Source organism: Anaerotalea alkaliphila (assembly GCF_010179735.1).
GTDB classification, from domain to species: domain Bacteria; phylum Bacillota; class Clostridia; order Lachnospirales; family Vallitaleaceae; genus Anaerotalea; species Anaerotalea alkaliphila.
Map to the genome: position 1 here is coordinate 25,109 of NZ_JAAEEH010000018.1, position 22,007 is coordinate 47,115.

Annotated in this window: 17 protein-coding genes; 1 reads left to right on the plus strand and 16 read right to left on the minus strand. The window is 58.0% G+C overall.

All coding sequences use genetic code 11. The features are described from left to right. Positions 1 to 43: 43 nt before the first annotated feature. The 12 genes from uvrA to GXN74_RS07870 all read right to left on the minus strand — a co-directional run bounded on the left by uvrA (position 44) and on the right by GXN74_RS07870 (position 15,408). Positions 44 to 2,881: an excinuclease ABC subunit UvrA gene (uvrA, locus tag GXN74_RS07815; RefSeq protein ID WP_162370377.1), complete on the minus strand. Its 2,838-nt coding sequence runs from the start codon at positions 2,879 to 2,881 to the stop codon at positions 44 to 46. Between the two features lie 25 nt (positions 2,882 to 2,906). Continuing rightward, a complete protein-coding gene (uvrB, locus tag GXN74_RS07820; RefSeq protein WP_162370378.1) occupies positions 2,907 to 4,895 on the minus strand; it encodes an excinuclease ABC subunit UvrB in 1,989 nt (662 codons plus the stop codon). A 71-nt stretch (positions 4,896 to 4,966) separates the two neighbouring features. Continuing rightward, entirely contained in the window at positions 4,967 to 6,181 is a 1,215-nt protein-coding gene (locus GXN74_RS07825) for a S41 family peptidase (protein ID WP_162370379.1), read from the minus strand. A gap of 30 nt (positions 6,182 to 6,211) precedes the next feature. Beyond that, entirely contained in the window at positions 6,212 to 7,351 is a 1,140-nt protein-coding gene (locus tag GXN74_RS07830) for a murein hydrolase activator EnvC family protein (protein ID WP_162370380.1), read from the minus strand. A 17-nt stretch (positions 7,352 to 7,368) separates the two neighbouring features. Then, positions 7,369 to 8,277 carry a permease-like cell division protein FtsX gene (ftsX, locus tag GXN74_RS07835; protein WP_162370381.1) on the minus strand — a complete coding sequence of 303 codons (909 nt, stop codon included), beginning with the start codon at positions 8,275 to 8,277 and terminating at the stop codon, positions 7,369 to 7,371. After that, on the minus strand, positions 8,267 to 8,953 hold the full coding sequence (ftsE, locus tag GXN74_RS07840) for a cell division ATP-binding protein FtsE (RefSeq protein ID WP_162370382.1): 687 nt from the start codon (positions 8,951 to 8,953) through the stop codon (positions 8,267 to 8,269). Before ftsE ends, ftsX begins: the two co-directional genes overlap by 11 nt. Positions 8,954 to 8,980: 27 nt before the next feature. Next, complete coding sequence (locus GXN74_RS07845; RefSeq protein WP_162370383.1) at positions 8,981 to 10,072, minus strand: PucR family transcriptional regulator; 1,092 nt, start codon at positions 10,070 to 10,072, stop codon at positions 8,981 to 8,983. A gap of 122 nt (positions 10,073 to 10,194) precedes the next feature. Then, positions 10,195 to 11,307, minus strand: coding sequence for an ABC transporter ATP-binding protein (locus GXN74_RS07850; protein WP_162370384.1), 1,113 nt, complete (start codon positions 11,305 to 11,307; stop codon positions 10,195 to 10,197). Between the two features lie 431 nt (positions 11,308 to 11,738). Further along, positions 11,739 to 12,488: a WecB/TagA/CpsF family glycosyltransferase gene (locus GXN74_RS07855; RefSeq protein WP_162370385.1), complete on the minus strand. Its 750-nt coding sequence runs from the start codon at positions 12,486 to 12,488 to the stop codon at positions 11,739 to 11,741. A 15-nt stretch (positions 12,489 to 12,503) separates the two neighbouring features. Then, positions 12,504 to 12,974, minus strand: coding sequence for a hypothetical protein (locus tag GXN74_RS07860; RefSeq protein WP_162370386.1), 471 nt, complete (start codon positions 12,972 to 12,974; stop codon positions 12,504 to 12,506). 19 nt (positions 12,975 to 12,993) lie between these two features. Then, positions 12,994 to 14,328 (minus strand): LCP family protein, encoded by a 1,335-nt coding sequence (locus GXN74_RS07865; RefSeq protein WP_162370387.1) that lies wholly within the window; start codon positions 14,326 to 14,328, stop codon positions 12,994 to 12,996. A gap of 48 nt (positions 14,329 to 14,376) precedes the next feature. Beyond that, positions 14,377 to 15,408 carry an LCP family protein gene (locus tag GXN74_RS07870; RefSeq protein WP_162370388.1) on the minus strand — a complete coding sequence of 344 codons (1,032 nt, stop codon included), beginning with the start codon at positions 15,406 to 15,408 and terminating at the stop codon, positions 14,377 to 14,379. A gap of 107 nt (positions 15,409 to 15,515) precedes the next feature. On the opposite strand from GXN74_RS07870, the gene ymfI reads away from it, so the two are divergent. Next, a complete protein-coding gene (ymfI, locus tag GXN74_RS07875; RefSeq protein WP_162370389.1) occupies positions 15,516 to 16,250 on the plus strand; it encodes an elongation factor P 5-aminopentanone reductase in 735 nt (244 codons plus the stop codon). Between the two features lie 38 nt (positions 16,251 to 16,288). Here the strand turns inward: ymfI and argF are convergent, their stop codons facing one another. From argF to GXN74_RS07895, 4 genes are all read right to left on the minus strand, one after another. Then, positions 16,289 to 17,224, minus strand: coding sequence for an ornithine carbamoyltransferase (argF, locus tag GXN74_RS07880; protein ID WP_212505735.1), 936 nt, complete (start codon positions 17,222 to 17,224; stop codon positions 16,289 to 16,291). Between the two features lie 68 nt (positions 17,225 to 17,292). Continuing rightward, entirely contained in the window at positions 17,293 to 19,437 is a 2,145-nt protein-coding gene (locus GXN74_RS07885) for an RNA degradosome polyphosphate kinase (protein WP_162370390.1), read from the minus strand. A 2-nt stretch (positions 19,438 to 19,439) separates the two neighbouring features. Further along, positions 19,440 to 20,984 (minus strand): Ppx/GppA phosphatase family protein, encoded by a 1,545-nt coding sequence (locus GXN74_RS07890; RefSeq protein WP_162370391.1) that lies wholly within the window; start codon positions 20,982 to 20,984, stop codon positions 19,440 to 19,442. Between the two features lie 107 nt (positions 20,985 to 21,091). Continuing rightward, the gene (locus tag GXN74_RS07895) at positions 21,092 to 22,006 is read right to left on the minus strand and encodes an SPFH domain-containing protein (protein WP_162370392.1); all 915 of its coding nucleotides are present in this window, start codon (positions 22,004 to 22,006) and stop codon (positions 21,092 to 21,094) included. Position 22,007 lies beyond the last annotated feature (1 nt).

Genomic DNA, 22,007 nt, shown 5'->3' on the forward strand with positions numbered 1-22,007 from the left:
TGTCTGCCTTCATGCGCGCAATCGCGCCATTGCGCAGCCAGTTTCAGGGTGACTTTGTTAAGGCTTTTTTCAAGAAGCGTCCCGTATGGGAGGCCTCCATTTCCGCCACCTCTTCCGGTGTACCCTGGGCAATCACCAGCCCTCCACGGGCACCGCCCTCAGGCCCCATGTCGATGATGTGGTCCGCCACCTTGACGACGTCCAGGTTGTGTTCGATGACCAGCACCGTGTTCCCCTGGTCCACCAGCTTCTGCAGGATCTTGACCAGTTTGTGGACGTCGTCGAAGTGCAGTCCCGTGGTGGGCTCGTCCAGGATGTACATGGTCTTGCCCGTGCTCCTTTTGGAGAGCTCCGTGGCCAGCTTGATCCGTTGGGCTTCCCCACCTGACAGGGTCGTGGACGGCTGTCCCAGCTTCACATAGGAGAGCCCCACATCGTTCAATGTCTTCAGCCGGGTTTTGATCCGGGGGATGTGCTGGAAGAATTCCAGGGCGTCCTCCACGGTCATGTCCAGGACCTCCGCTATGTTCCTGTCCTTGTACCGCACCTCCAGCGTCTCCCTGTTGTAGCGCTTTCCATGGCACACTTCGCAGGGGACATAGATGTCCGGCAGGAAATTCATGGCGATCTTGATGATGCCGTCTCCACTGCAGGCCTCACACCGCCCCCCCTTCACGTTGAAGCTGAAGCGCCCCTTCTGGTAGCCCTTCATCTTGGCTTCCACCGTGGTGGCGAACAGGTCCCGGATCAGGTCGAACACCCCTGTGTAGGTGGCCGGATTGGAACGGGGGGTGCGGCCGATGGGCGACTGGTCGATGTCGATGACCTTGTCCAAGTTCTCCAGCCCCTGGATCCCCCGATGCTCCCCCGGTTTCACCTTTGCCCGGTTCAGGTCCCTTGCCAGCCGCTTGTAGAGGATCTCATTCACCAGGGAGCTCTTCCCCGAACCGGACACGCCGGTCACACAGGTCAGCACACCCAGGGGAACGGAGACATCCAGGTCCCGCAGGTTGTTCTCCGCAGCCCCTTGGACCGTAAGCCAGCGGTCCCCCAAAGGTCTGCGGTTCTTGGGGACCTTGATCTTCTTCCTGCCCGCCAGGTAGGCGCCGGTCAGGGATTCTTGGCATTCCAGAAGCCCCTCCACCTTTCCGGCATAGACGACTTCCCCTCCGTGGACCCCTGCGCCCGGCCCGATGTCCACCACATAGTCCGCTTCATGGATGGTTTCTTCGTCGTGCTCCACCACGATCAGCGTGTTGCCCAGGTCCCGGAGCTGCTTCAGGGTGCCCAGCAACCGGTCGTTGTCCCGCTGGTGCAGTCCGATGGAAGGTTCGTCCAGGATGTAGACCACACCCACCAGCCCCGAACCGATCTGGGTGGCCAGCCGGATCCGCTGGGCCTCCCCGCCGGACAGGGTGCCGGCCGAACGGGAGAGGGACAGGTAGTCCAGACCCACATCCACCAGGAACTGGATCCTGGCCTTGATTTCCCGAAGGACCTGCTCCCCGATCATCTGCTGCCGGTCGGTCAGAGCCATCTTCTCCAGGAAGGCCCGCACGTCCACCACCGCCATGTCGGTGATGTTGGAAATGTTCTTCCCGTCGATGGTGACCGCCAGCGCTTCCGGCTTCAGCCGGGCTCCATGGCAGACCTGGCATTCGTCGTTGGTCATGAGGGCCTCGTACTCCTGCTTCAAATAGTCGGAGCCGGTTTCCCTGTACCTCCGGTGCAGGCTTTCCACAATCCCTTCGAAGGCGGTTTCATATTCCCCCTGCCCATGCTCGTTCTTGTAGCGGATCCGGAGGGTTTCCCCCCGGGATCCGTTCATGACCAGGTCCTTGACTTCCTGCGGATAGGAATCGTAGGGGACATCCAGGGAGAATCCGTACTTGGCCCCCAGGGCCTGGAAGATCCTGCGTGTATGGCTTCCCTCGTTCCCTGCGGCGACCCATCCCGGGGCCTGTATGGCCCCTTGGGCGATGCTCAGCCGTCCGTCGGGCACGATCAGGTCCGGGTCGAACTTCATCTTGAAGCCCAGGCCGTGGCACTCCGGGCAGGCCCCGAAGGGGTTGTTGAAGGAAAAAAGCCGGGGCTCTATTTCTTCGATGCTGATGTCGCAATCCACGCAAGCGAAGTTTTGGCTGAACATGGTCGTTTCCCCCCCCGGAACGTGGACCTCCAGAATCCCTCCCGTCAGCTTCATCACCGTCTCGATGGAATCCACCAGGCGTTTGGCTACGCCTTCCTTCACCACCACCCGGTCCACCACGATGGAAATGCTGTGCTTCTTGTTCTTGTCCAACAGGATCTCTTCGGACAGGTCATAGGTCGCCCCGTCCACCATCACCCGGACATAGCCGCTTCTGGCGGCCTGCTCCAGCACCTTCACATGCTGCCCTTTCCTGCCCCGGACGACAGGCGCCTGGATCTGCAGCCGGGTCCCCTCCGGCATCTGCAGGATGGCATCCACAATCTGGTCGATGGTCTGCCTTTTGATTTCCTTCCCGCAGCTGGGGCAGTGGGGGACGCCGATCCTTGCATACAGCAGCCGGAAATAGTCGTAGATTTCCGTCACCGTTCCCACCGTGGACCGGGGATTCCTGCTGGTGGTCTTCTGGTCGATGGAGATGGCCGGGGACAGCCCCTCGATGGCCTCCACATCCGGCTTTTCCATCTGTCCCAGGAATTGCCGGGCGTAGGAGGAAAGGGATTCCATATAGCGCCGCTGCCCTTCCGCATACAGCGTGTCGAAGGCCAGGGAGGACTTTCCGGATCCGCTCAAACCTGTAAACACCACCAGCTTGTCCCTGGGGATTTTCAGGCTGATGTTCTTCAGATTGTGTTCTTTTGCTCCCTTGATGACGATTTCATTGCTTCCCATGCCCTTGCCTCTTTTCTTTCTGGATTCAGCGGATCTTCTGGAGCTGCACCTTCAGTCGGATCAGTTCGTCCCTGTATTTGGCCGCACTTTCAAAGTCCAGGTTGTCCGCCGCCTTCTTCATGTCTTTGGTCCGCTTGGCGATCGCCGCCTCCAGTTCCTTCCTGTCCATGGATTCCGGATCCTTGTCCAGCCGGTAGGTAGCCGGTTCCTCCGCCGCCTTGGAGATGCGGATCAGGTCCCGGACCGCTTTCCGGATGGTCTGGGGGGTGACGCCGTGCGCCTCGTTGTAGGCCTGTTGGATGGCGCGGCGCCGGTTGGTCTCCTCCATGGCCCTTGCCATGGAATCGGTGATCTTGTCCGCATAGAGCACCACCCGTCCGTCGGCGTTCCGGGCCGCCCGTCCGATGGTTTGGATCAGGGCTGTCTCCGAACGCAGGAAACCTTCCTTGTCCGCATCCAGGATGGCAACCAGGGCTACTTCCGGGATGTCCAAGCCCTCCCGCAGCAGGTTGATTCCCACCAGCACGTCGAAGATGTCCAGACGAAGGTCCCGGACGATTTCCATCCGTTCCAGCGTATGGATGTCCGAATGGAGGTACCGGATCCGTACCCCGACCTCCTTCATGTAGTCCGTCAGGTCTTCGGCCATGCGTTTGGTGAGGGTGGTGATCAGAACCTTCCCTTTCTGTCCGATGGTCCTTTGGACCTGGACCAGCAGGTCGTCGATCTGCCCCTGGATGGGCTTGACCTCCACTTCCGGATCCAAGAGTCCTGTGGGACGGATGATCTGCTCCGCATAAATCTCCTGATGCTCTTTTTCATAGGGTCCCGGTGTGGCCGATACGAACAGGACCTGGTTGACCTTGCCCTCGAACTCCCCGAAGTTCAAGGGCCGGTTGTCCAAGGCGGAGGGAAGGCGGAAGCCGTAGTCCACCAGGGTCCGCTTCCTGGACTGGTCCCCTGCGTACATGCCCCGGATCTGGGGGATGGACTGGTGGGACTCGTCGATGATCATGAGGAAGTCCTTGGGGAAATAGTCGATCAGGGTGTGGGGAGGCTGTCCCGGAGCCAATCCGGTCAGGTGCCTGGAATAGTTCTCGATGCCGGAACAGAATCCCGTCTCCCGGATCATCTCCATGTCGAAATTGGTCCGTTCCGCGATGCGCTGGGCTTCGATGAGCTTGTCGTTGGCTTTGAAATATTTGACCTGCGCAAGCATCTCCTCCTCGATCCCTGCGATGGCTTCCAGCATCTGCTCCCTGGGGATGACGTAGTGGGAGGCCGGAAAGATGGCCACATGGTTCAGGCTGGCCAAGGCTTCCCCCGTCAGCGTGTTGATCTCCGTAAGCCTTTCTACCTCGTCTCCGAAGAACTCCACCCGGATGGCGTTTTCTCCCGCATAAGACGGGAAGATCTCCACCACGTCCCCTCGCACCCGGAAGGTGCTGCGGGCGAAATCCAGGTCGCTCCGGCTGTACTGGATGTCCACCAGCTTCCGGAGCATTTCGTCCCGGTCTTTGGTCATTCCCGGCCGCAGGGACAGGACCATCTCCTTGTAGTCGATGGGGCTTCCCAGCCCATAGATGCAGGAGACGCTGGCGATGATGATCACATCCCGCCTCTCGGAGAGGGCCGCCGTGGCCGAATGCCGGAGCTTGTCGATCTCCTCGTTGATGGCCGAGTCCTTTTCGATGAACGTATCCGTATGGGGCACGTAGGCTTCCGGCTGGTAGTAGTCGTAATAGCTGACGAAGTATTCCACCGCGTTGTCGGGGAAGAACTCCTTGAACTCCCCATACAGCTGGGCCGCCAAGGTCTTGTTGTGGGCGATGACCAGGGTCGGCTTCTGCAGGTTCTGTATGATGTTTGCCATGGTGAATGTCTTCCCGGAGCCCGTGACCCCCAGCAGGGTTTCAAACCGCTTCCCCTGGCCGAACCCTTCCGTCAGCCGGGCGATCGCGTCGGGCTGGTCTCCCGTGGGCTGGAATCCCGAAACCAATTCAAATCGTTCCATATGCGCACCTCTTGCAGGAGGACCCAAAAGAGCGTGCATGGCACGCGCCCTTGGGTCCGTTGATTGTTCCGTCACTGTTGTGACCGTATGATTTCCACCGCCTTCTGCAGCTGGTTGTCCATGACAGGCCCTTCCGCCTGTTCCGCCCCTTCAGGGGCCTCCTCCAGCGGCAGGACCACATCCGGAGCGATTCCCACCCCGTTGATGTAGCTGCCATTGGGCGTATAGTATTTCGCGATGGTTACCTTCACCGCCGATCCGTCGCCCAACTCGAAATTCCGCTGCACCAGACCCTTTCCGAAGGTCTGTACCCCGACCACCGTCCCCACGCCCCGGTCCTTGACGGCTCCCGCCAGGATTTCCGATGCGCTGGCGCTGTATTCGTTGACCAGCACCACCAGGGGCTTGTCGAAGGGCGTCTTGTTGTCCGACTTCAGCTCGCTCCGTTCTCCGTTCTTGTCCTCCGTGTAGACGATCATGCCTTCCGGCACCAGCTCGTTGCCGATGGCCGCCACAATGTGCATGAACCCTCCCGGATTGTTGCGGAGGTCCACCACCAGCCCTTTGATCCCCTGCCCCTCCAGATCCTCCAGCGCTTCCTTGAACTGGTCATAGGTGTTTTCCTCGAACCCTGCAATCTGGATGTAGCCTATCTGGTCCTCCAGCATGGCATGGTCGATGGTGGGCACATCAATCACATCCCGTGTGACCTGCACCTCCAGCGTCTCCTCCGTGCGCTTCCGGTACAGGGTGAGGGACACCTGGGTCCCTTTTTCTCCCTTGATCCTTTCCACGATCATGTCCAGGGACATGCCCGAAACAGGCTCCTTGTCCACTTCCATGATCCTGTCCCCCGGCTGGATGCCGGCCATGGCCCCGGGCGTTCCGGGAAAAGGAGCCACCACCAGGATCTCCTCTTCGCTTTCCCCATAGGAGATCACGACGCCGATCCCCTCATAGCTGCCTTCCATCTTCTCCAGGAAGCTGCTGTATTCCTCCTGGGAAAAATAAGTGGTGTAGGGGTCTCCAAGGCCCGCCACAAACCCCCGCAGGGCTTCCTCCTCCATCGCCTGGACCTCCACCTCTTCCAGGTAATGCTCTTCCAGCACCCTGCCCAGTTCCCGCATCTTGTCGCCCACGTCCCTGTATTCCCTGGACGTCAACGGCAGGCCGCTCCGGTAGGCCACCTCCAGGAGGCCTTTCACGCCCATATAGACGGAAAACAGCAAAGCCAGGGTCAAAACCCCGGCAATGAATCCTTTCAAAAAACCCGTATTTCTTCTCATTGGAACTCCTGACTGTCAATTGGGATGCTGTCACCTTGTTTTCGTATTGTTCAGGGGATTGACCCATACGCCGTTGATCTGGACGCCGTAATGCAGGTGGTTTCCCGTCGACCATCCTGTGCTTCCCACCCGACCGATGGTCTGGCCCTGCTTCACCGTGTCGCCTTCCTTGACGTTCATCTGGCTGCAGTGGGCGTATTGGGTGACCCAGCCGCTGCCGTGGTTGATCAGGATGTATTTGCCCCAGGCGGGGCTTGTGCCCGCATAGATGACCTTCCCGTCGGCGACCGCCACGATCTTCGTTCCTCCCGGGGCCGGTATGTCCACTCCCGTGTGGAAGCTTTCATAGCCATGGACCGGATGGATCCGTTTTCCGAAGGGGGAGGAAATGGTGTAGTATCCCGGCACCGGCCAGTTCACCTTCCCTCCGGCATAGGTCAGCTTGCTCTGTTCGATCAGCTTCTTGATCCTTGTGTCCAGACTCTTTTGCTCGTCCTTCCACATCTGGATTTCCTTCAGCAGGGCTTCCTTGCTCTGTTCGATCTTGCGCATCTCGGAGCTTTTGGCCTTCACCAGGACCTCCATGTTCTGGCGTTCCTTTTCCTGCTGGAGCTTCATGGATTCCAGCTGCTTCTGTTCCCGCTCGATTTTCGCCTTTGTTTCCAGCAGTTCGTCGCGCACGGCTTCCATCTCGCTGAAGAGGGAGGAGTCGAATTCCAGGATCCTGTTCAGATATTCCATGCGGGTGAAGAAGTCGGTGGCGTCCTGGGAGGAAAGGAGCACTTCGATGTATTCCGTGCTGCCGTATTCGTACATGACCTGGATCCGCTCCCGCGCCTGCCTGTAGTAGGTTTCCTGCCGTTGCTCCAGATCCGCGATCCTCGCTTCGTTGGACAGCACTTCCTTTTCCTTGGATGCCAGGTCCTTGTCCAGTTTGCCGATGGTTGCGGACACGGAATGCATCTGGCTTTCGATCTGGTTGATGTTCTGGTTGATGTCCGTGATTTGGCCTTCGATGGCCTTGACTGTATTTTCTCCCGACTGGATGTTCTGTTTCAATTCATTCTGCTGCTTTTCCAGTTCCTTGATTGTGGAGGCCGCCTGCATGGTCATGGATCCCCAGACTGCAAGCACAAGGACCAGAAGCACGAGTCCGGTCAGTTTCTTCATGGGTTCTCTCCTTTTCCTCAGGCTTTAAGATATTTGTGGATCGTCCATTGGCTTCCCACCAGGCCGATCAGTACCCCGATGAAAAGAGACAATGGAACCAGTGTCTGCAATACCGTCCATACCGGAAGGAACACCAGGTATTCCCGCAGGATCAGGAACTGCGCATGGAGCCTCTCCGTCGCCTGGTCGTAGGCCAGATAGATCAGGAGCATGGGAATCAGGCTGCCGACGACGCCGATCAGGATGCCCTCGAACAGGAACGGGGCCGTGATCAGGCTGTTCTTGGCCCCCACATAGCGCATGATCTTGATCTCCTTCTTGCGGATGGAAATGGCCAGCCGGACCGTGTTGGAAATCAGGAATATGGACACCATGACGAGGATGGCCGTCATGCCAAGGCTCGTATAGGCCACCAGGCTGTTGAAGCTTTCAATGACGGATGTGACCTGTTCGGCCTGCCGCACATAGCGGACCTCCGGCAACGCGCCGATGCTTCCCACCAGCTGCTTCTGCATGGAGATGTCGTTCATGAAAATCTGCAGGGACGCGGAGTCCTCCAGGGGGTTGTCGTCATCGAACCCCACCAGCAGGTCTTCCCTTCCCCGGAAATATTCCTCCTTGAAATTCTCCCAGGCTTGGGCCGCTGAGACATACTCGACCTTGTGGACCTCCGGTTTGGCTTCCAGGGCCGTCTTGATCTCCAGGATCTTTTCCTCTTCCACTTCTTGGTTGAAGAAGACAGCCAGGCCGATCCGGTTCTCAATCTCCCCCAGCATGTGTTCCACGTTCACCGCCACGGCAAAAAAGATTCCCACCACCAGCAGGCAGGCGGATATGGTGCTGATGGAGGCCACGGACATGAGCCGGTTCTTGAACATGCTCCTGACTCCTTGGTGCATGCAGTATCCCAGGGTTCTAATCTTCATGGCCATAGTCCCCTTTCTGCACGTCCCGCACCACCTTGCCGTCCTTCAGGGTGACGACCCGCTTCTTCATCGCATTCACGACTTCCTTGTCGTGGGTGACCACCACCACGGTGGTCCCCCGCAGGTTGATCTCCTGCAACAGCTTCATGATCTCCCAGGAAGTCTTGGGGTCCAGGTTTCCTGTGGGCTCGTCCGCCAGCAGGATGGGAGGATTGTTCACGATGGCCCTGGCCAGGGCTGTCCTCTGCTGCTCCCCGCCGGAGAGTTCCGTCGGCTTCATCTTGGTCTTGTCCGCCAATCCGACCATGGACAGCACCATGGGCACGCTCCGCTTGATCTTCCTGGAGGAGGCCTCCACCACCTTCAGGGCAAAGGCCACATTCTCATAAACGGAAATGTCGGTCAGCAGGCGGAAGTCCTGGAACACCACACCCATATGCCTGCGCAGTTTGGGTATCTTCCTGTGGCTGAGTTGGGTGATGTTGATCCCGTCGACAAATATCTTGCCTTGGGTCGCCTCGATTTCCTTGATCAGCAGCTTGAACAAGGTCGTCTTTCCGGAACCGCTGTTGCCGACGATGAAAACGAACTCCCCTTTGCCGATTTGGAAGGAAACGTCGTCCAAGGCCTTCACTCCATTGGAATAGACTTTTGTGACATTTTCTAGCTCGATCATCCTACGTCTCCTAGAACAGGAGCCATTCTAGTATTCCGAATGGCTCATGTATTTCATGTATTTCACCACCATCAGCGCGATTTTGAATGTGATGGAGTCTTCAAACACACGCAGGTCCAGCCCCGTGTTCTTCTGCAGCTTGTCCAGGCGGTACACCAGGGTGTTCCGGTGGATGTAGAGCTGTCTGGAGGTTTCGCTTACATTCAGGCTGTTCTCGAAGAACTTGTTGATGGTCACCAGGGTTTCCTCGTCGAAGTCGTCCGGGGATTTCCCTTGGAAGATTTCTGAGATGAACATTTTGCAAAGGGGGATGGGCAACTGGTAGATCAGACGGCCAATCCCCAGATTGGCGTAGGCCATGATGTGCCTTTCCTCATAGAAGATCTTTCCGACCTCCAGGGCCATTTTGGCCTCCTTGTAGGACCTGGACACATCCTTGATGTCCGAGATGGTTGTCCCGACCCCCACATAGACGGAGCTCATCGCTTCGGCGTTCAGGGTATCCACAATGTTTTCGGCGATCTTCTCGATGTCCTCCAGCACGTCTCCCGCCTTCAATTCCTTCACAAGGATGATGTTGTGCTCATCCACCGCCGTGATGAAATCCTTGGTCTTGGTGGGGAAGATCCCCCGGACGACCTCCAGGGCGTTCACGTCCTTCTCCGCCTTGGTCTCCACGATGATGGCGACCCTACGGGCGTCCGTCTCGATGTGCAGCTTCTTGGACCGGTTGTAGATGTCCACCAGGAGCAGGTTGTCCAGCAGGAGGTTCTTGACGAAGTTGTCCTTGTCGAACCTTTCCTTGTAGGCCACCAGCAGGTTTTGGATCTGGAAGGAGGCGATCTTGCCGATCTTGTACACGTCCTCGGATTCCCCTTTGGCGGATACCACATATTCTATGGTATGCTCGTCCAGCACCTTGAAAAAATGGTACCCCTGGACCAGCTGGCTGTCCGCCTGGGATACGACGAAATCCGGCACGGCATCGTTGTACTCGTCCAGTTTGTCTTCCTCCGTGGTGGCAAGGACCTTGCCCTCCGCGTCCATCACGCTGATGTCGATCCTTGTGATCGTCTTGAGGCCGTCGATTGTATTTTGAATAATCTGATTCGATATCATAGAGCATCTCCTTGTCCCGTATTTGCTTGCGCGGGTAACACTTTATTCCATTCTATAGCATATGCCCTGAAAATAAAAGAGGAAATACACATTTTTGTATATTTCCTCCGGTTCCGCATTGTTTAGTTGGTGATCACTTTCTCCGTATCCTTGTCGAAAACATGGACCCTGTTCAGGTCGAAGGCCACTTTGATGGTTTCGTTGGGTTTCGCCTGGGAACGGGGATCCACACGGGCGGTGAAGTCCGCGCCGTCGATGGTTCCGATCAGATAGATTTCAGCTCCCAGAAGTTCCGTTACGTTCACGTCGAAGTCGACAATGGAATGGGGGGAGGACTCCAGGAAGAGCTGCTCGTCATGGATGTCTTCCGGCCGGATGCCCAGGACGACTTCCTTGCCGATGTATCCGCCTTCCACCAGCTTGGCTCCTTTGGCTTCGTTCAGCTCGATATGGTTCGTGCCGAAGCTCAAGCTCACCAGGTTTCCTTCCTTGGAGGCTTTGGCGGGGATGAAGTTCATCTGGGGGGAACCTATGAATCCGGCCACGAAGAGGTTCTCCGGTCTTTCGTAGAGGTTGGACGGGGTGTCCACCTGCTGGATGAATCCGTCCTTCATGACGACGATTCTGGTGCCCAGGGTCATGGCTTCCACCTGGTCATGGGTCACGTAAATGATGGTGGTCTGCAGCCTCTGGTGCAGCTTGGAGATTTCCACACGCATCTGCACCCGCAGCTTCGCGTCCAGGTTGGAGAGGGGCTCGTCCATCAGGAACACCTTGGGTTCCCGGACGATGGCCCGGCCCATGGCCACACGCTGGCGCTGTCCGCCGGAGAGGGCTTTGGGGCGCCTGTCCAGAAGGGATTCGATGCTGAGGATCTTGGCCGCCTCCTGCACCCTGCGGTCGATTTCCGCCTTGGGCGTCTTGCGGAGCTTCAATCCGAAGGCCATGTTGTCATAGACCGTCATATGGGGGTACAGCGCATAGTTCTGGAAAACCATGGCGATGTCCCTGTCCTTGGGCTCGATGTCGTTGCAGAGCTTGTCGCCGATCCACAGTTCGCCGTCGCTGATCTCCTCCAGACCTGCAATCATCCGGAGCGTGGTGGATTTTCCGCAACCGGAAGGTCCTACGAAAATAACGAATTCCTTGTCTTCGATGTCCAGGTTGAAATCGTTGACCGCCACAAAACCGTTGGGATATACCTTGCGAACATTCTTCAATGATAAACTAGCCATTTCAATTAGCCCCCTTGCGTCAGATCTACGGACCCGTCTTGACGTGTCCCGTATAGGATATGTTTCACATGCTGTTACTATACTATACGGACTTCCCGATTACCATTGCCTTAATCCACAAAGAACCCCCGGGCAATTGGTTAAAATGCATACGAGGCCCTTTCCTTCATGCTTTTGCCCATAAACGCCCCTGGATGTTATCCTAATTAAACAACCGGAACCGGGGAGCCGGACGGCGTGTCACCATCGCCTGTACAAATTAGACGAAAGGATCCGCCCGACGTTTTCCCTTTTTTTATTTGGCCCGGACCGGTTCTTTTCCGTCCAAATCCCGCCTTTTCCCCCCGTTGTTTAAAACAGACAAAAAGCACAAGGGAGCTTTGTGCAATCCCCTGTGCTTTTTCCGCTTGACATTCCAACCCTGTGCAATTCTACCGGCTGTCCTGGGGGTACTTCCTTCCCTTGAGGAACACCAGGCCCAGGAAAAGCGGCAGCCGCATCATCCTCTTCCACCGGCTGGGCTGTTTCAGCAGCCGGTAGAACCATTCCAGCCCCAGCCGGATGAAGATGTCGGGGGCCCTTTTCACCGTGCCTGCCATCACGTCGAAGCTTCCTCCCACGCCTGCACAGAGCTTCACCTCCAGCCGGCTCTTGTGCCTGTCGATCCACAGCTCCTGTCTGGGCGCCCCCAGACCCACCAGCAACAGGTCCGGCCGGCAGGCGTTGATCCGTTCGATCCGCGCTGGGGATTCCTCCTCCTTGAAGTATCCGTCCTCCGCACCCAAGACCTTCAGGCCCGGATACTTTTCCTCCATCCGGCAGGCAGCTTCCTTGGCCACCCCCGGTGCGGCTCCCAGAAAATAGGCGGTCCTGCCTTGTTCCGCCATTTTGGCGAAGAGCATCTGCACCGTGTCGAATCCGGCCACCCGCTCGGGCAAGGGTTCCCCGATGATTCTGGATGCCAGGACCACGCCGATGCCGTCGGGGATCACCAGGTCTCCCCGGTTCAATGCCGCCATGACTTCCGGATTCCCGTAGGCCTCCATGACGATTTCCGGGTTGGGGGTGTAGATTGTCCCTGTCTTCTGCCCTTCCATGAATTCCATGGCCCTGGATACGATCTGTTCCATGGTCCCCCTTTGGAACCGCACACCCAGGATATTGACTTTGCTCGTTGCCATGCCGTTCCTGTCCTCCTATCGGATGCTGTAGCTTCCCCTGACCATGACGAAGGTGTTGTCCTGCAAGACTTTTATGCCTCTGCCGTCGGTCCGCGGGATGATCAGCAAATGGTTCATGGGCACATCCTGCCCGTCCTTCAGGTCCGCTCCCAGCGTCACATTGGAAAGGCCGTCCCCGCCGCTGTTGCCGATGGCTGCGGCCTTCCCCGCCCGCAGGATCAGCTCCGTGCTTTCCTCGCATAGGACCTGTTGCCCCGCCTTGGCTTGCACCACCACAAAAGTGGGGATTTCAACAGCAGGGGCCGGCTCCGTCGCCGGCACTTCCACCACGCCGCTGATTTCCGCAATCTTCTGGTCCACATAGCTTTTGGTCACCAGAGGGTCCTGCATGCTTCCGGGATCCACGCCGGATGCGAAGGAATGGTGGACCAGGGGGGTGGAGGCCACCAGCAGGATTGCCAACCATAGTGCATGTATTCTTCTCACAACCGCTCCTCCTCGTCTTCTATTGGTTTCCGTCGCTCTCGCCCAGGATGATGATGATTTCCAGCTCCTGGTCCAACAGGCTTTCGTCCACTTCGATCTTCGGGTTGTTGAATTCCCGCGCCAGGGCCTCTCCCACCTCCTGGGTGGGCACCTTCAGCCGGGTGGTCTGCACCGGCTTGTTCTCATAATTGACCGCTTCCAGCACCGTGTAGCCTGCCTGGGCAAGCCTATCCTTCGTCTTTGCGGCGAAACCGCTGATCCGCGTTCCGTTCTGGACCGAAATCGCCAGGTCCTTTGGGTTGATGATTTTGGCCGGCTCCACGGACTGGCCTTCGCCGTCCTCTGTCCCTTCCCCCTCCTCGCCCTCGCGGACCGTCCCGCTCAGGATCTGCTCGAAGAGAAGCTTGGTTTCCTCATAATCATAGGTGTAGTAGGCCCGGTTCCGGTCGTTCACTTCCCCCGGCAGCATGTGCATATGGATCTTCTCCGGCGTGATCTGGTCGATGAACATGGTGTAGTCCAGCGCATTGGAGAAGTCCGTATCCACATACAGGAGCGCGGACGCGCCGATGTTCATGATGTTCAGCCGGTTGTCCACCTTCAGAAGCTGGGCCATGAAGGCCTTCATGAAGGTGTGCTGCACACTGATCCTGCCGATGTCCCCATCCGCGTACCCTTTTCGGAACCGCACCAGCTGTTCCGCCTGGCTTCCGGAGAGCGTCTGCTGCCCCGCCTTCAGGTCGATTTCCAGGTCCTGTTCCGGATCGCTGTACTTCATGTCCATGGGGACTTCCATGGGAACGCCTCCGATCATGTCCACCATGTATTTGAACCCGTCCAGGTCCATGTTGACATAATGGTCGATTTCCACCCCGAAGGTTTCCTCCATGACCTTTACGGACACCTTGTTCCTGTCTTCGGATTTCACATAGGCCGGGACCTCGTTGATCTTCACATTTTGGCTGACCCCTTTGCGCCTGCTGGTGATTTCCTCATAGATGTCGTCCGGTATCCTGATCTGGGTGTCCCTTGGAATGGAAACGATGTCCACATCCGCCGTCCGGTGGTTGAATACGGCCACCATGGCCACGTCCGTCCTGAACCCGTCCTTGTCCACCCCGAAAATCGCCAGGGTGGTGTTCGGCTTGCCCATCAGCGCCTCCCGTGCCGCTTCTTCCGCCTTCCTGTCCTCCGCCTTGTTCCTCCAGCTTTCAAACAGGCTGTTCTTCGCCAGCAGCACATAGGCTCCTGTCGCCAGCCCTGCCACCAAAAGCAGCAGCAGGAACGTCATACTGAATACCTTGATGAATTTTACCAAAAGCCTTTTCTGGCCCCGATCCACTTTCCTTGCCAATTCATTGCCTCCTATGTCCTTGCTGGTTTGCCTGGCTTCCGGGCTTTCCTATTCCTCGGGCTCCTGCATTTCCGTTTCCGTCGCATCCCCACCCGCGTCCTCCAACAGTTCCCGCACGGCGGTCCGGACTTCCTCCGCCTTCCATTCCTGGTACCAGATTCCATCGATTCTGGTCCCGTAGGAGGGCAGGGTTATCATGTTCCTGCTGTCCAGGATCTGGTCCGGCTCCAAACCGAAGAAGTATTCCGCATACCCCATTGCGAAGCTCAAGCCGAAATCCGATTCGATCATGCCGAACACGGACCGGGCCAGTTCCTGGATCTTGTCCCATTCCTTCACCTGATAGACCTGCTCCAGCATCGCGCGGATGAAGGCCTGCTGCACCGCAATCCTGCTGATGTCCCCATCGGGGTACCTTCGGAAACGCACCAGCTGCTCCGCATGGTCGCCATCCAGCACCTGGGGGCCTTTCTGGAGGTCGATGTAGAGTCCTTGGACAGGGTCCGTGTAGCGCATCCGCTGGGGCACGTCGAAAGGTACGCCTCCCAGGATGTCTACGATTTCCTTGAATCCCTTCAGGTCCACTGTGGCCAGGGTGTCGATTTCCAGACCGATGACGGTGGCCGCCACTTCCTTCAGCGTCTGCATGGCCCTGCGGTCGGCGCCTGCGTAGTTGTATATCTCATTGATTTTGCATGCATTCACGTGCAGTTTCGGGTTTTCCTTCTTGATCTGGCGGAATTCCTCATCCCTGAAGTCGATCCGCAGGTCCCTGGGCAGGGAAATCAGCTTCACCGTATGGTTTTCGGTGTCCAGGTAGCCCACCATCAGCACGTCCGTCAGACCTTCCGACTTGTCGAACCCCACCAGCAGCCCTGTGAACGGTTTCGGAACCGACGCTTCCTGCTCCTGGTCCGACCCCTCCGCCGTAGTCCCGTTGCCGCCCTCCGCATCGGATGCGCCATCCTGCTCCGTTCCCGGCCGCGCCAGGGCCGCGTCCTCATAGGCGGAGACCGCCGCCGAACCCGCTATGATCAGGATGGCCGCCAGAAGCAGCACCCATGTGTTCAGCTTTCGCATGGTTTTACCTCCCATAAATTGCTTTTACTATCATAACACAATTTTTTTGGGGTGTATATTTTTTTTGGGAGGTTTTTGTGTTATAGTGGGGCGGAAAGGAGTCACCCATGGAATCGAAAAAGAACGTATTTGTAACCGGGGCTTCCAGGGGCATCGGAAAGGCCATCGCCCTGGGCTTCGCCCGGGAGGGATGGAACGTGGCCGTGAACGCCTCCAGGAGCCTGGAGGAACTGGAGCGGACCCGGCGGGAGGTGGAGGCCCTAGGTGCTTCCTGCCTGTACTTGCCCGGGGACGTGTCCGACTTCGACCAAGTCGGGGAGATGCACTCCAGAATCCTGGCGTCCTTCGGACAGCTGGACGCGCTGGTCCATAACGCAGGGGTCGCCCACTACGGGCTTCTGACGGACCTTCCCCCAGGGGAATGGCACCGGATCCTATCCACCAACCTGACTTCCGCCTACAACCTTTCCCATCACATCATTCCCGGGATGGTTCGCCGCCAGTCCGGATCCATCGTGTTCATCTCTTCCATCTGGGGAGTCCATGGCGCCTCCTGCGAGGCGGCCTATGCCGCTTCGAAAGGGGGGCTGAACGCGCTGGCCAAGTCCCTCTCCAAGGAGCTGGGTCCCAGCGGAATCCGGGTCAACGCCATCCTCTGCGGCGGCATCGACACCGCCATGAACGCCCACCTTTCGCCGGAGGAAGTCCGGATGTTCAACGAAGGGGTCAGCCTGGGCCGCATGGGTACCGTGGAAGAGATCGCCGAAATGGCCTGCTTCCTTTCCAGCGGCAAGGCCAGCTACATCACCGGAGCCCTGCTTCCCGTGGATGGAGGATATTGAAAGGCGGGCTTCCTCCCGGGAGCCCGCCTTTCAATATCCTATAGGGTAGCCACCATCACCGCCTTGATGGTATGCATCCTGTTCTCCGCCTCGTCGAAAATGACCGTCGCATGCTTCTCGAAGGTTTCTTCGGTGACCTCGTTCCCCTTCACCGCCGGAAGGCAATGCAGCACCACCGCATCCTCCCTTTTGGTCATGGCCATCAGCGCCTCGTTCACCTGGTAGGGCCGGAGCAGGGACAGCCGCTCCGCAGCCTTGTCCTCTTCCCCCATGGAAACCCACACGTCGGTGTAGACCGCATGGGCACCTTCCACCCCCTCCAGCTTGTCCGTGAGGCTGACGGTCGCACCGGAGTCCGCCGCATAGGAACGGCAGAGGTCCACCAGCTCTTCTCCCGCCCACAGGCTCCTGGGAGCCACCAACGTGAAATGCACGCCCATCTTGGCGCATCCGATCATCAGGCTGTTGGCCACGTTGTTCCTTCCGTCCCCCACAAACGCCAGCCGAAGTCCCTTCAATTGCCCGAACTGTTCCTGCAGGGTCATCAGGTCGGCAAGGATCTGGGTGGGATGGTAGGCGTCGGTCAGGCCGTTCCAAACAGGAACGCCGCTGCAACTGGCCAGCTTCTCCACATTCTCCTGGCTGAAGCCTCTGAACTGGATTCCGTCGAACAGGCGTCCCAGCACCCGGGCCGTGTCCTCCACGGATTCCTTGTGTCCCAACTGGATGTCCCCCTTGCCCAGGTATTCGGGATGTCCCCCCTCGTCCACACAGGCCACGGTGAATGCGCACCTGGTCCGGGTGGAGGGCTTCTCGAAAATGAGGGCGATGTTCTTGCCTTCCAGCAGGCTGCCCTTGATCCCCATCCTTTTCTTCCTTTTCAAGTCCGAAGCCAGGGACAGCAGATACTTGATTTCCTCGGGTGTGAAGTCCTTGAGCGTCAGCAGGCTTCTCCCCTTCAAATTTATTCCCATATGTTCACCTCTCATGTATATTTATGCATATAATTTTATATTTATTCTATACGACATTTCCCTTTTTGTCAAGACCGATTCCCCTGTTCCTTCGGCAAGTTCTTCCCCGTCACGGGAACGAATGTCTCGCCCATGTGCCCCTCCACAAAGGACTTCCGATTCCGTACGGCTTCTTCCTCAAAATAGGACTGGGATTCGATCTGGGCCTTTCCCCTCCGGTCGATGCGCTTGTAGATGCATTCCGAATCCTTCATCTTCGCCTTCACCACGTCCTTCAGCCATACTTCCATCATCCCCTTCAGGCGCCCCTTGATTCCCGGGTCCTCCACCGGAAAAAGCAGCTCCACCCGGCGGTTCAGGTTCCTGGGCATCCAGTCCGCGCTGGAAAGGTAGAATTCCTCATGCCCGTCGTTCAGGAAATAAAACACCCGGCTGTGTTCCAGGTACTTTCCAACGATGCTCCGCACCGTGATCTTGTCGCTGACCTCCGGAATCCCTGGAATCAGGCTGCAGATTCCCCGGACGACCAGTTCGACCTCCACCCCTGCCATGGAGGCCCGGTACAGCTCCTGCATGATTTCCAAGTCGCAGAGGGAGTTCATCTTGGCTACGATCCGCGCCGGCCTTCCCGCCGCCGCATTGGCCGCCTCCCTCCGGATCAGGTAGTTGAACTTTTCCCGCATGCCTGTGGGCGCCATGGCCAGCTTGTACAATTGGGGAGGCTCCGAATATCCGGAAAGGGTGTTGAACACCGCGGAAACGTCCGCACCGATCTTCTCGTTGCAGGTGAACAGACCCATGTCCGTATAGAGACGGGCGGTGATGTCGTTGTAGTTGCCTGTGCCCAAATGGACATACCTGCGTATTCCGTCTTCCTCCGCCCGGACCACCAGCGTAACCTTGCTGTGGGTCTTCAATCCCACCAGACCGTAGATCACATGGCATCCCGCCTTCTCCAGGCGTCTGGCCCATTGGATGTTGTTCTCCTCGTCGAACCTGGCTTTCAGCTCCACCAGCACCGTCACCTGCTTGCCGGCTTCCGCGGCTTCCGCCAGGGCCCTGATGATGGGCGACTGCCCGCTGACCCTGTACAAGGTCTGCTTGATGGCCAGGACCTTGCTGTCCCGGGCCGCGCCGGTGATGAATTCCACCACCGGCCGGAAGCTTTCGAAGGGATGGGACAGGAACACATCCCCTTCCCGGATGGCCTGGAAGTAGTCCTCCACCCCCAGCAGGTCCTTGGGGTCCACGCTCTCGAAGGGAGGGAATTTCAATTGCTCGAACCCCTTCATCTGCACCATCTTCATCAGGAAGGTCAGGTCGATGGGGCCTCCAATCCTGTACAGGTCCTGGTCGGCGATCCGTACGGAGCCCTTCAGCAACGACAGGAGCCGCTGGTCCATGGAACCGTCCACCTCCAGGCGGATGGCTTCCCCCCATTTCCTCTTCTTGATGGACTTCTCTATCTCCAGGAGCAGGTCTTCCGCCTCCTCCTCGTCGATGGAGAGGTCCGCGTTCCTGGTGATCCTGTAGGGGGCCTTGGAGAGGACCTGGTAGCCGATGAAGAGCCTGTCCACATGGTCCATGATCAGTTTCTCCAGGAGCACCATGCATTTCCCTCCGTTCCCGTTGGCCGGCACCTCCACCAGCCGGGGCAGCACACCGGGGACCTGGACGGTGGCGAAGAGGAGCTCCTCCTTGTGCTCCAGAAGGACCGCAATGTTCAGGCTCTTGTTCAGGATCAGGGGAAATGGCCTGCCGGAGTCCACCGCCAACGGGGTCAGGACAGGATAGATCACGTCGTTGAAATATTTCTCCACATAGCTTGCCTGTTCCCTGTTCAGCTTCCGTGGTTCCAGCAGTTCAATTCCGCTTTTCTTGAGCAGGGGCAGGAGCGACCGCTCCAGATGCCGCATCTGTGTCTGGACCATCCCATGGACCCGCAGGGATATGGCCGCCAGCTGCTCCCCGGGAAGCATGCCGGCATAGTCGGGCTTGTCGTATTCCGCACTGACCTGTTCCTTCAGGGACGCCACCCGCACCATGAAGAACTCGTCCAGGTTGGAGCTGGTGATGGCCAGAAATTTCAGGCGCTCGAACAGGGGATTGTCGGGGTTCATGGCCTCCTCCAGCACCCGCTGGTTGAAGGAAAGCCAGCTAAGCTCCCTGTTTTCGTAATAGGCCGGGTTGTCCAAATCTATTTTTCCATTCATGGCTACAGCTCCTTGCTTATTTTTAGGATGGGCTGGATCCCGAAGACCTCGATGAAGAAGTCCGCCTTCTTCTGGAACGTCCATTCCTCCAGGGTGGTGTTGACGGTCGCCTTCACATGTCCTTTGATGACCAGCTCCTTGCCCCTGAGCTTCACGGAGTCCAGGAGGATCTTCTGCTTGTGGCTTTTGTCCAGCGCATCCGCAAGCTTCAGCACCGCCACCAGCTTGGCCACCAGCACCCGTTCCCCCTGGGTGAGGGAGAAGAAGCTTTCGTCCCGGTGCAGGGGCCTGTATCCGCTGTGGTACCGGGTGATGTTCGCCACCAGCAGCATCTCCCGCTTGGAAAGGCCGAACACTTCCAAGGATTTGATCATCTGGTAGGAGTTCAGGGAATGCTGGTTCAGGGACAGGAACTTGCCGATGTCGTGCAGGATGCAGGCCACCCGGAGCAGCAGACGCTCCTTCTTCAGCCCATGGAGCGTCTTGGTCCTTTCGAAAATCAACAGCGCGTTCCTTTCCACCATTTCCGCATGGATCCGGTTGTACTGGAAGCGCTCCCCCAGCACCCTTGCGCTGGCCAGTATGTCCAGCGCCATGGCCTCGTTCCTGTACACCAGGAAACGTTCCTCATAGAGGATGTTCAGGATACCATCCGTCAGGGATGCCAGCGGGATGTGGATCTTGTCTTCCTGGATGTTGTCCAGGAACTTCTTGAACAGGATCATGGTGGGCAGCAGCAGTTCCGCCTGCTCCCGCTGGATGTCGAAGCGCTCCTCCAGCCTCTCCCTGGGACTGTCGTACACCTCCCGGTAGAAGGCCTCGAAGTCACTTTTGTGCAGCTTGTCGTCTCCGCCTGGAATTTCGCTGCAGACGATCTGTTTCACCACATTCATCTCACCGCCCAAGGCGATCAGATGCCTGTAGACCTTGGTCTGCCGGAAGAATTCCACGCATTCCAGGTTGGTGGTGATGTATTCGTCCAGGATTTCATTGTACCTCAGCTCCACATCCTCCAGGTTCTCGAAGGTCTCCCGGATCCGGAGCACACCGACCTTCAGGTTCTGGCTGGACTCCAGGACCCCCTCCTTGTAGCAGGTGACCTGGATGTTGCCTGCCCCGATGACCACAATCACTGCCCCTTCCCTGATCAGCATCCCGTAGTCGGGCAGGGTGTTCTTGATGGCGTTGTGGGTGAGGGACTGCTCCCGGGCATAATCCAGGATCTCCACCTGGATGCCCGTCCGCAGGCGGATCTGGTCGATGATGTAATCCCTGTTGGCCGCTTCCCTAAAGGCGCTGGTGGCGTAGGCGCCGTACCGTTCCACCTGGTATTCGGCCAAGGATTTCTTGAACAGCTCCAGGATGCTGCAGATCTGGTCTACGGATTGGATGCCCACCCTCCCCATGGTGAAGGTGTCATGTCCGATGGTCACCATTTTTTTGAAGCTTTCCAGCTCCCTGAACTTGCCGGACTTGTCCACTTCGGCTATTTTCATGCGGATCGCATGGCTCCCCATGTCTATCGCGGCGATGATTTCTCTTTTCAACTGGCTGCCCTCCTTTAGGGGTCACTTAACCTGCATTTAACAATCCAAAAGCAAACGGGGCCAAGCCGTTGGCTTGACCCCGTACAATCCGCTGCGTTTCCTTGCCGTCAGTCCTTGACCGCCTCCAACAGGGAACGGGACAATCCCGCCAAGCCTTGGATTTCCGATGGGATGATGATCTTCGTCGCCTGGCCGTCGGCCGCTTTGGCAAAGGCCTCCAATCCCCGGATGGAGATCACTTCCTTGCTGGGCTGGGATGCGTTGATCATCCGGATGCCTTCCGCGGTGGCTTCCTGCACGGTCAGAATGGCTTGGGCCTCCCCTTCCGCTTCCCGGATGTTGGCTTCCCGCTTGGCTTCCGCCCGGAGGATGGCCGCCTGCTTCTCCGCCTCCGCTTCCAGGATCATGGCCTCCTTCTTTCCTTCCGCCACCAGGATGGCCGACCGTTTTTCCCCTTCGGCCCGCAGGATGGACTCCCTCCGTCCCCGCTCCGCTTTCATCTGCCGCTCCATGGCGTCCTGGATTTCGGCTGGAGGGATGATGTTCTTCACCTCCACCCGGTTGACCTTGATTCCCCACGGGTCCGTGGCTTCGTCCAGGATGCTGCGCATCTTGGTGTTGATGATCTCCCTGGAGGTCAGGGTCTCGTCCAGCTCCAGGTCGCCGATGATGTTCCGGAGGGTGGTGGACGTCAGGTTCTCGATGGCCGACAGGGGGTTCATCACCCCATAGGTGAAGGCCTTTGGGTCCGTGATCTGATAGTAGATGACGGTGTCGATGCGCATGGTCACATTGTCCTTGGTGATGACCGGCTGGGGGGGGAAGTCGATGACCTGCTCCTTGATGCTGACCCTTTTGGAGATCCGGTCCAGGAGGGGAATCTTGAAGTGGATTCCCGTGGACCAAGTGGTCAGATATGCCCCCAGGCGCTCGATGACGAACGCGTTGGACTGGGTGACCACCTTGATGTTTGCGACCACCAGGATGATGGCGATGAGTATGAGGATGCCTATTCCTTCCATG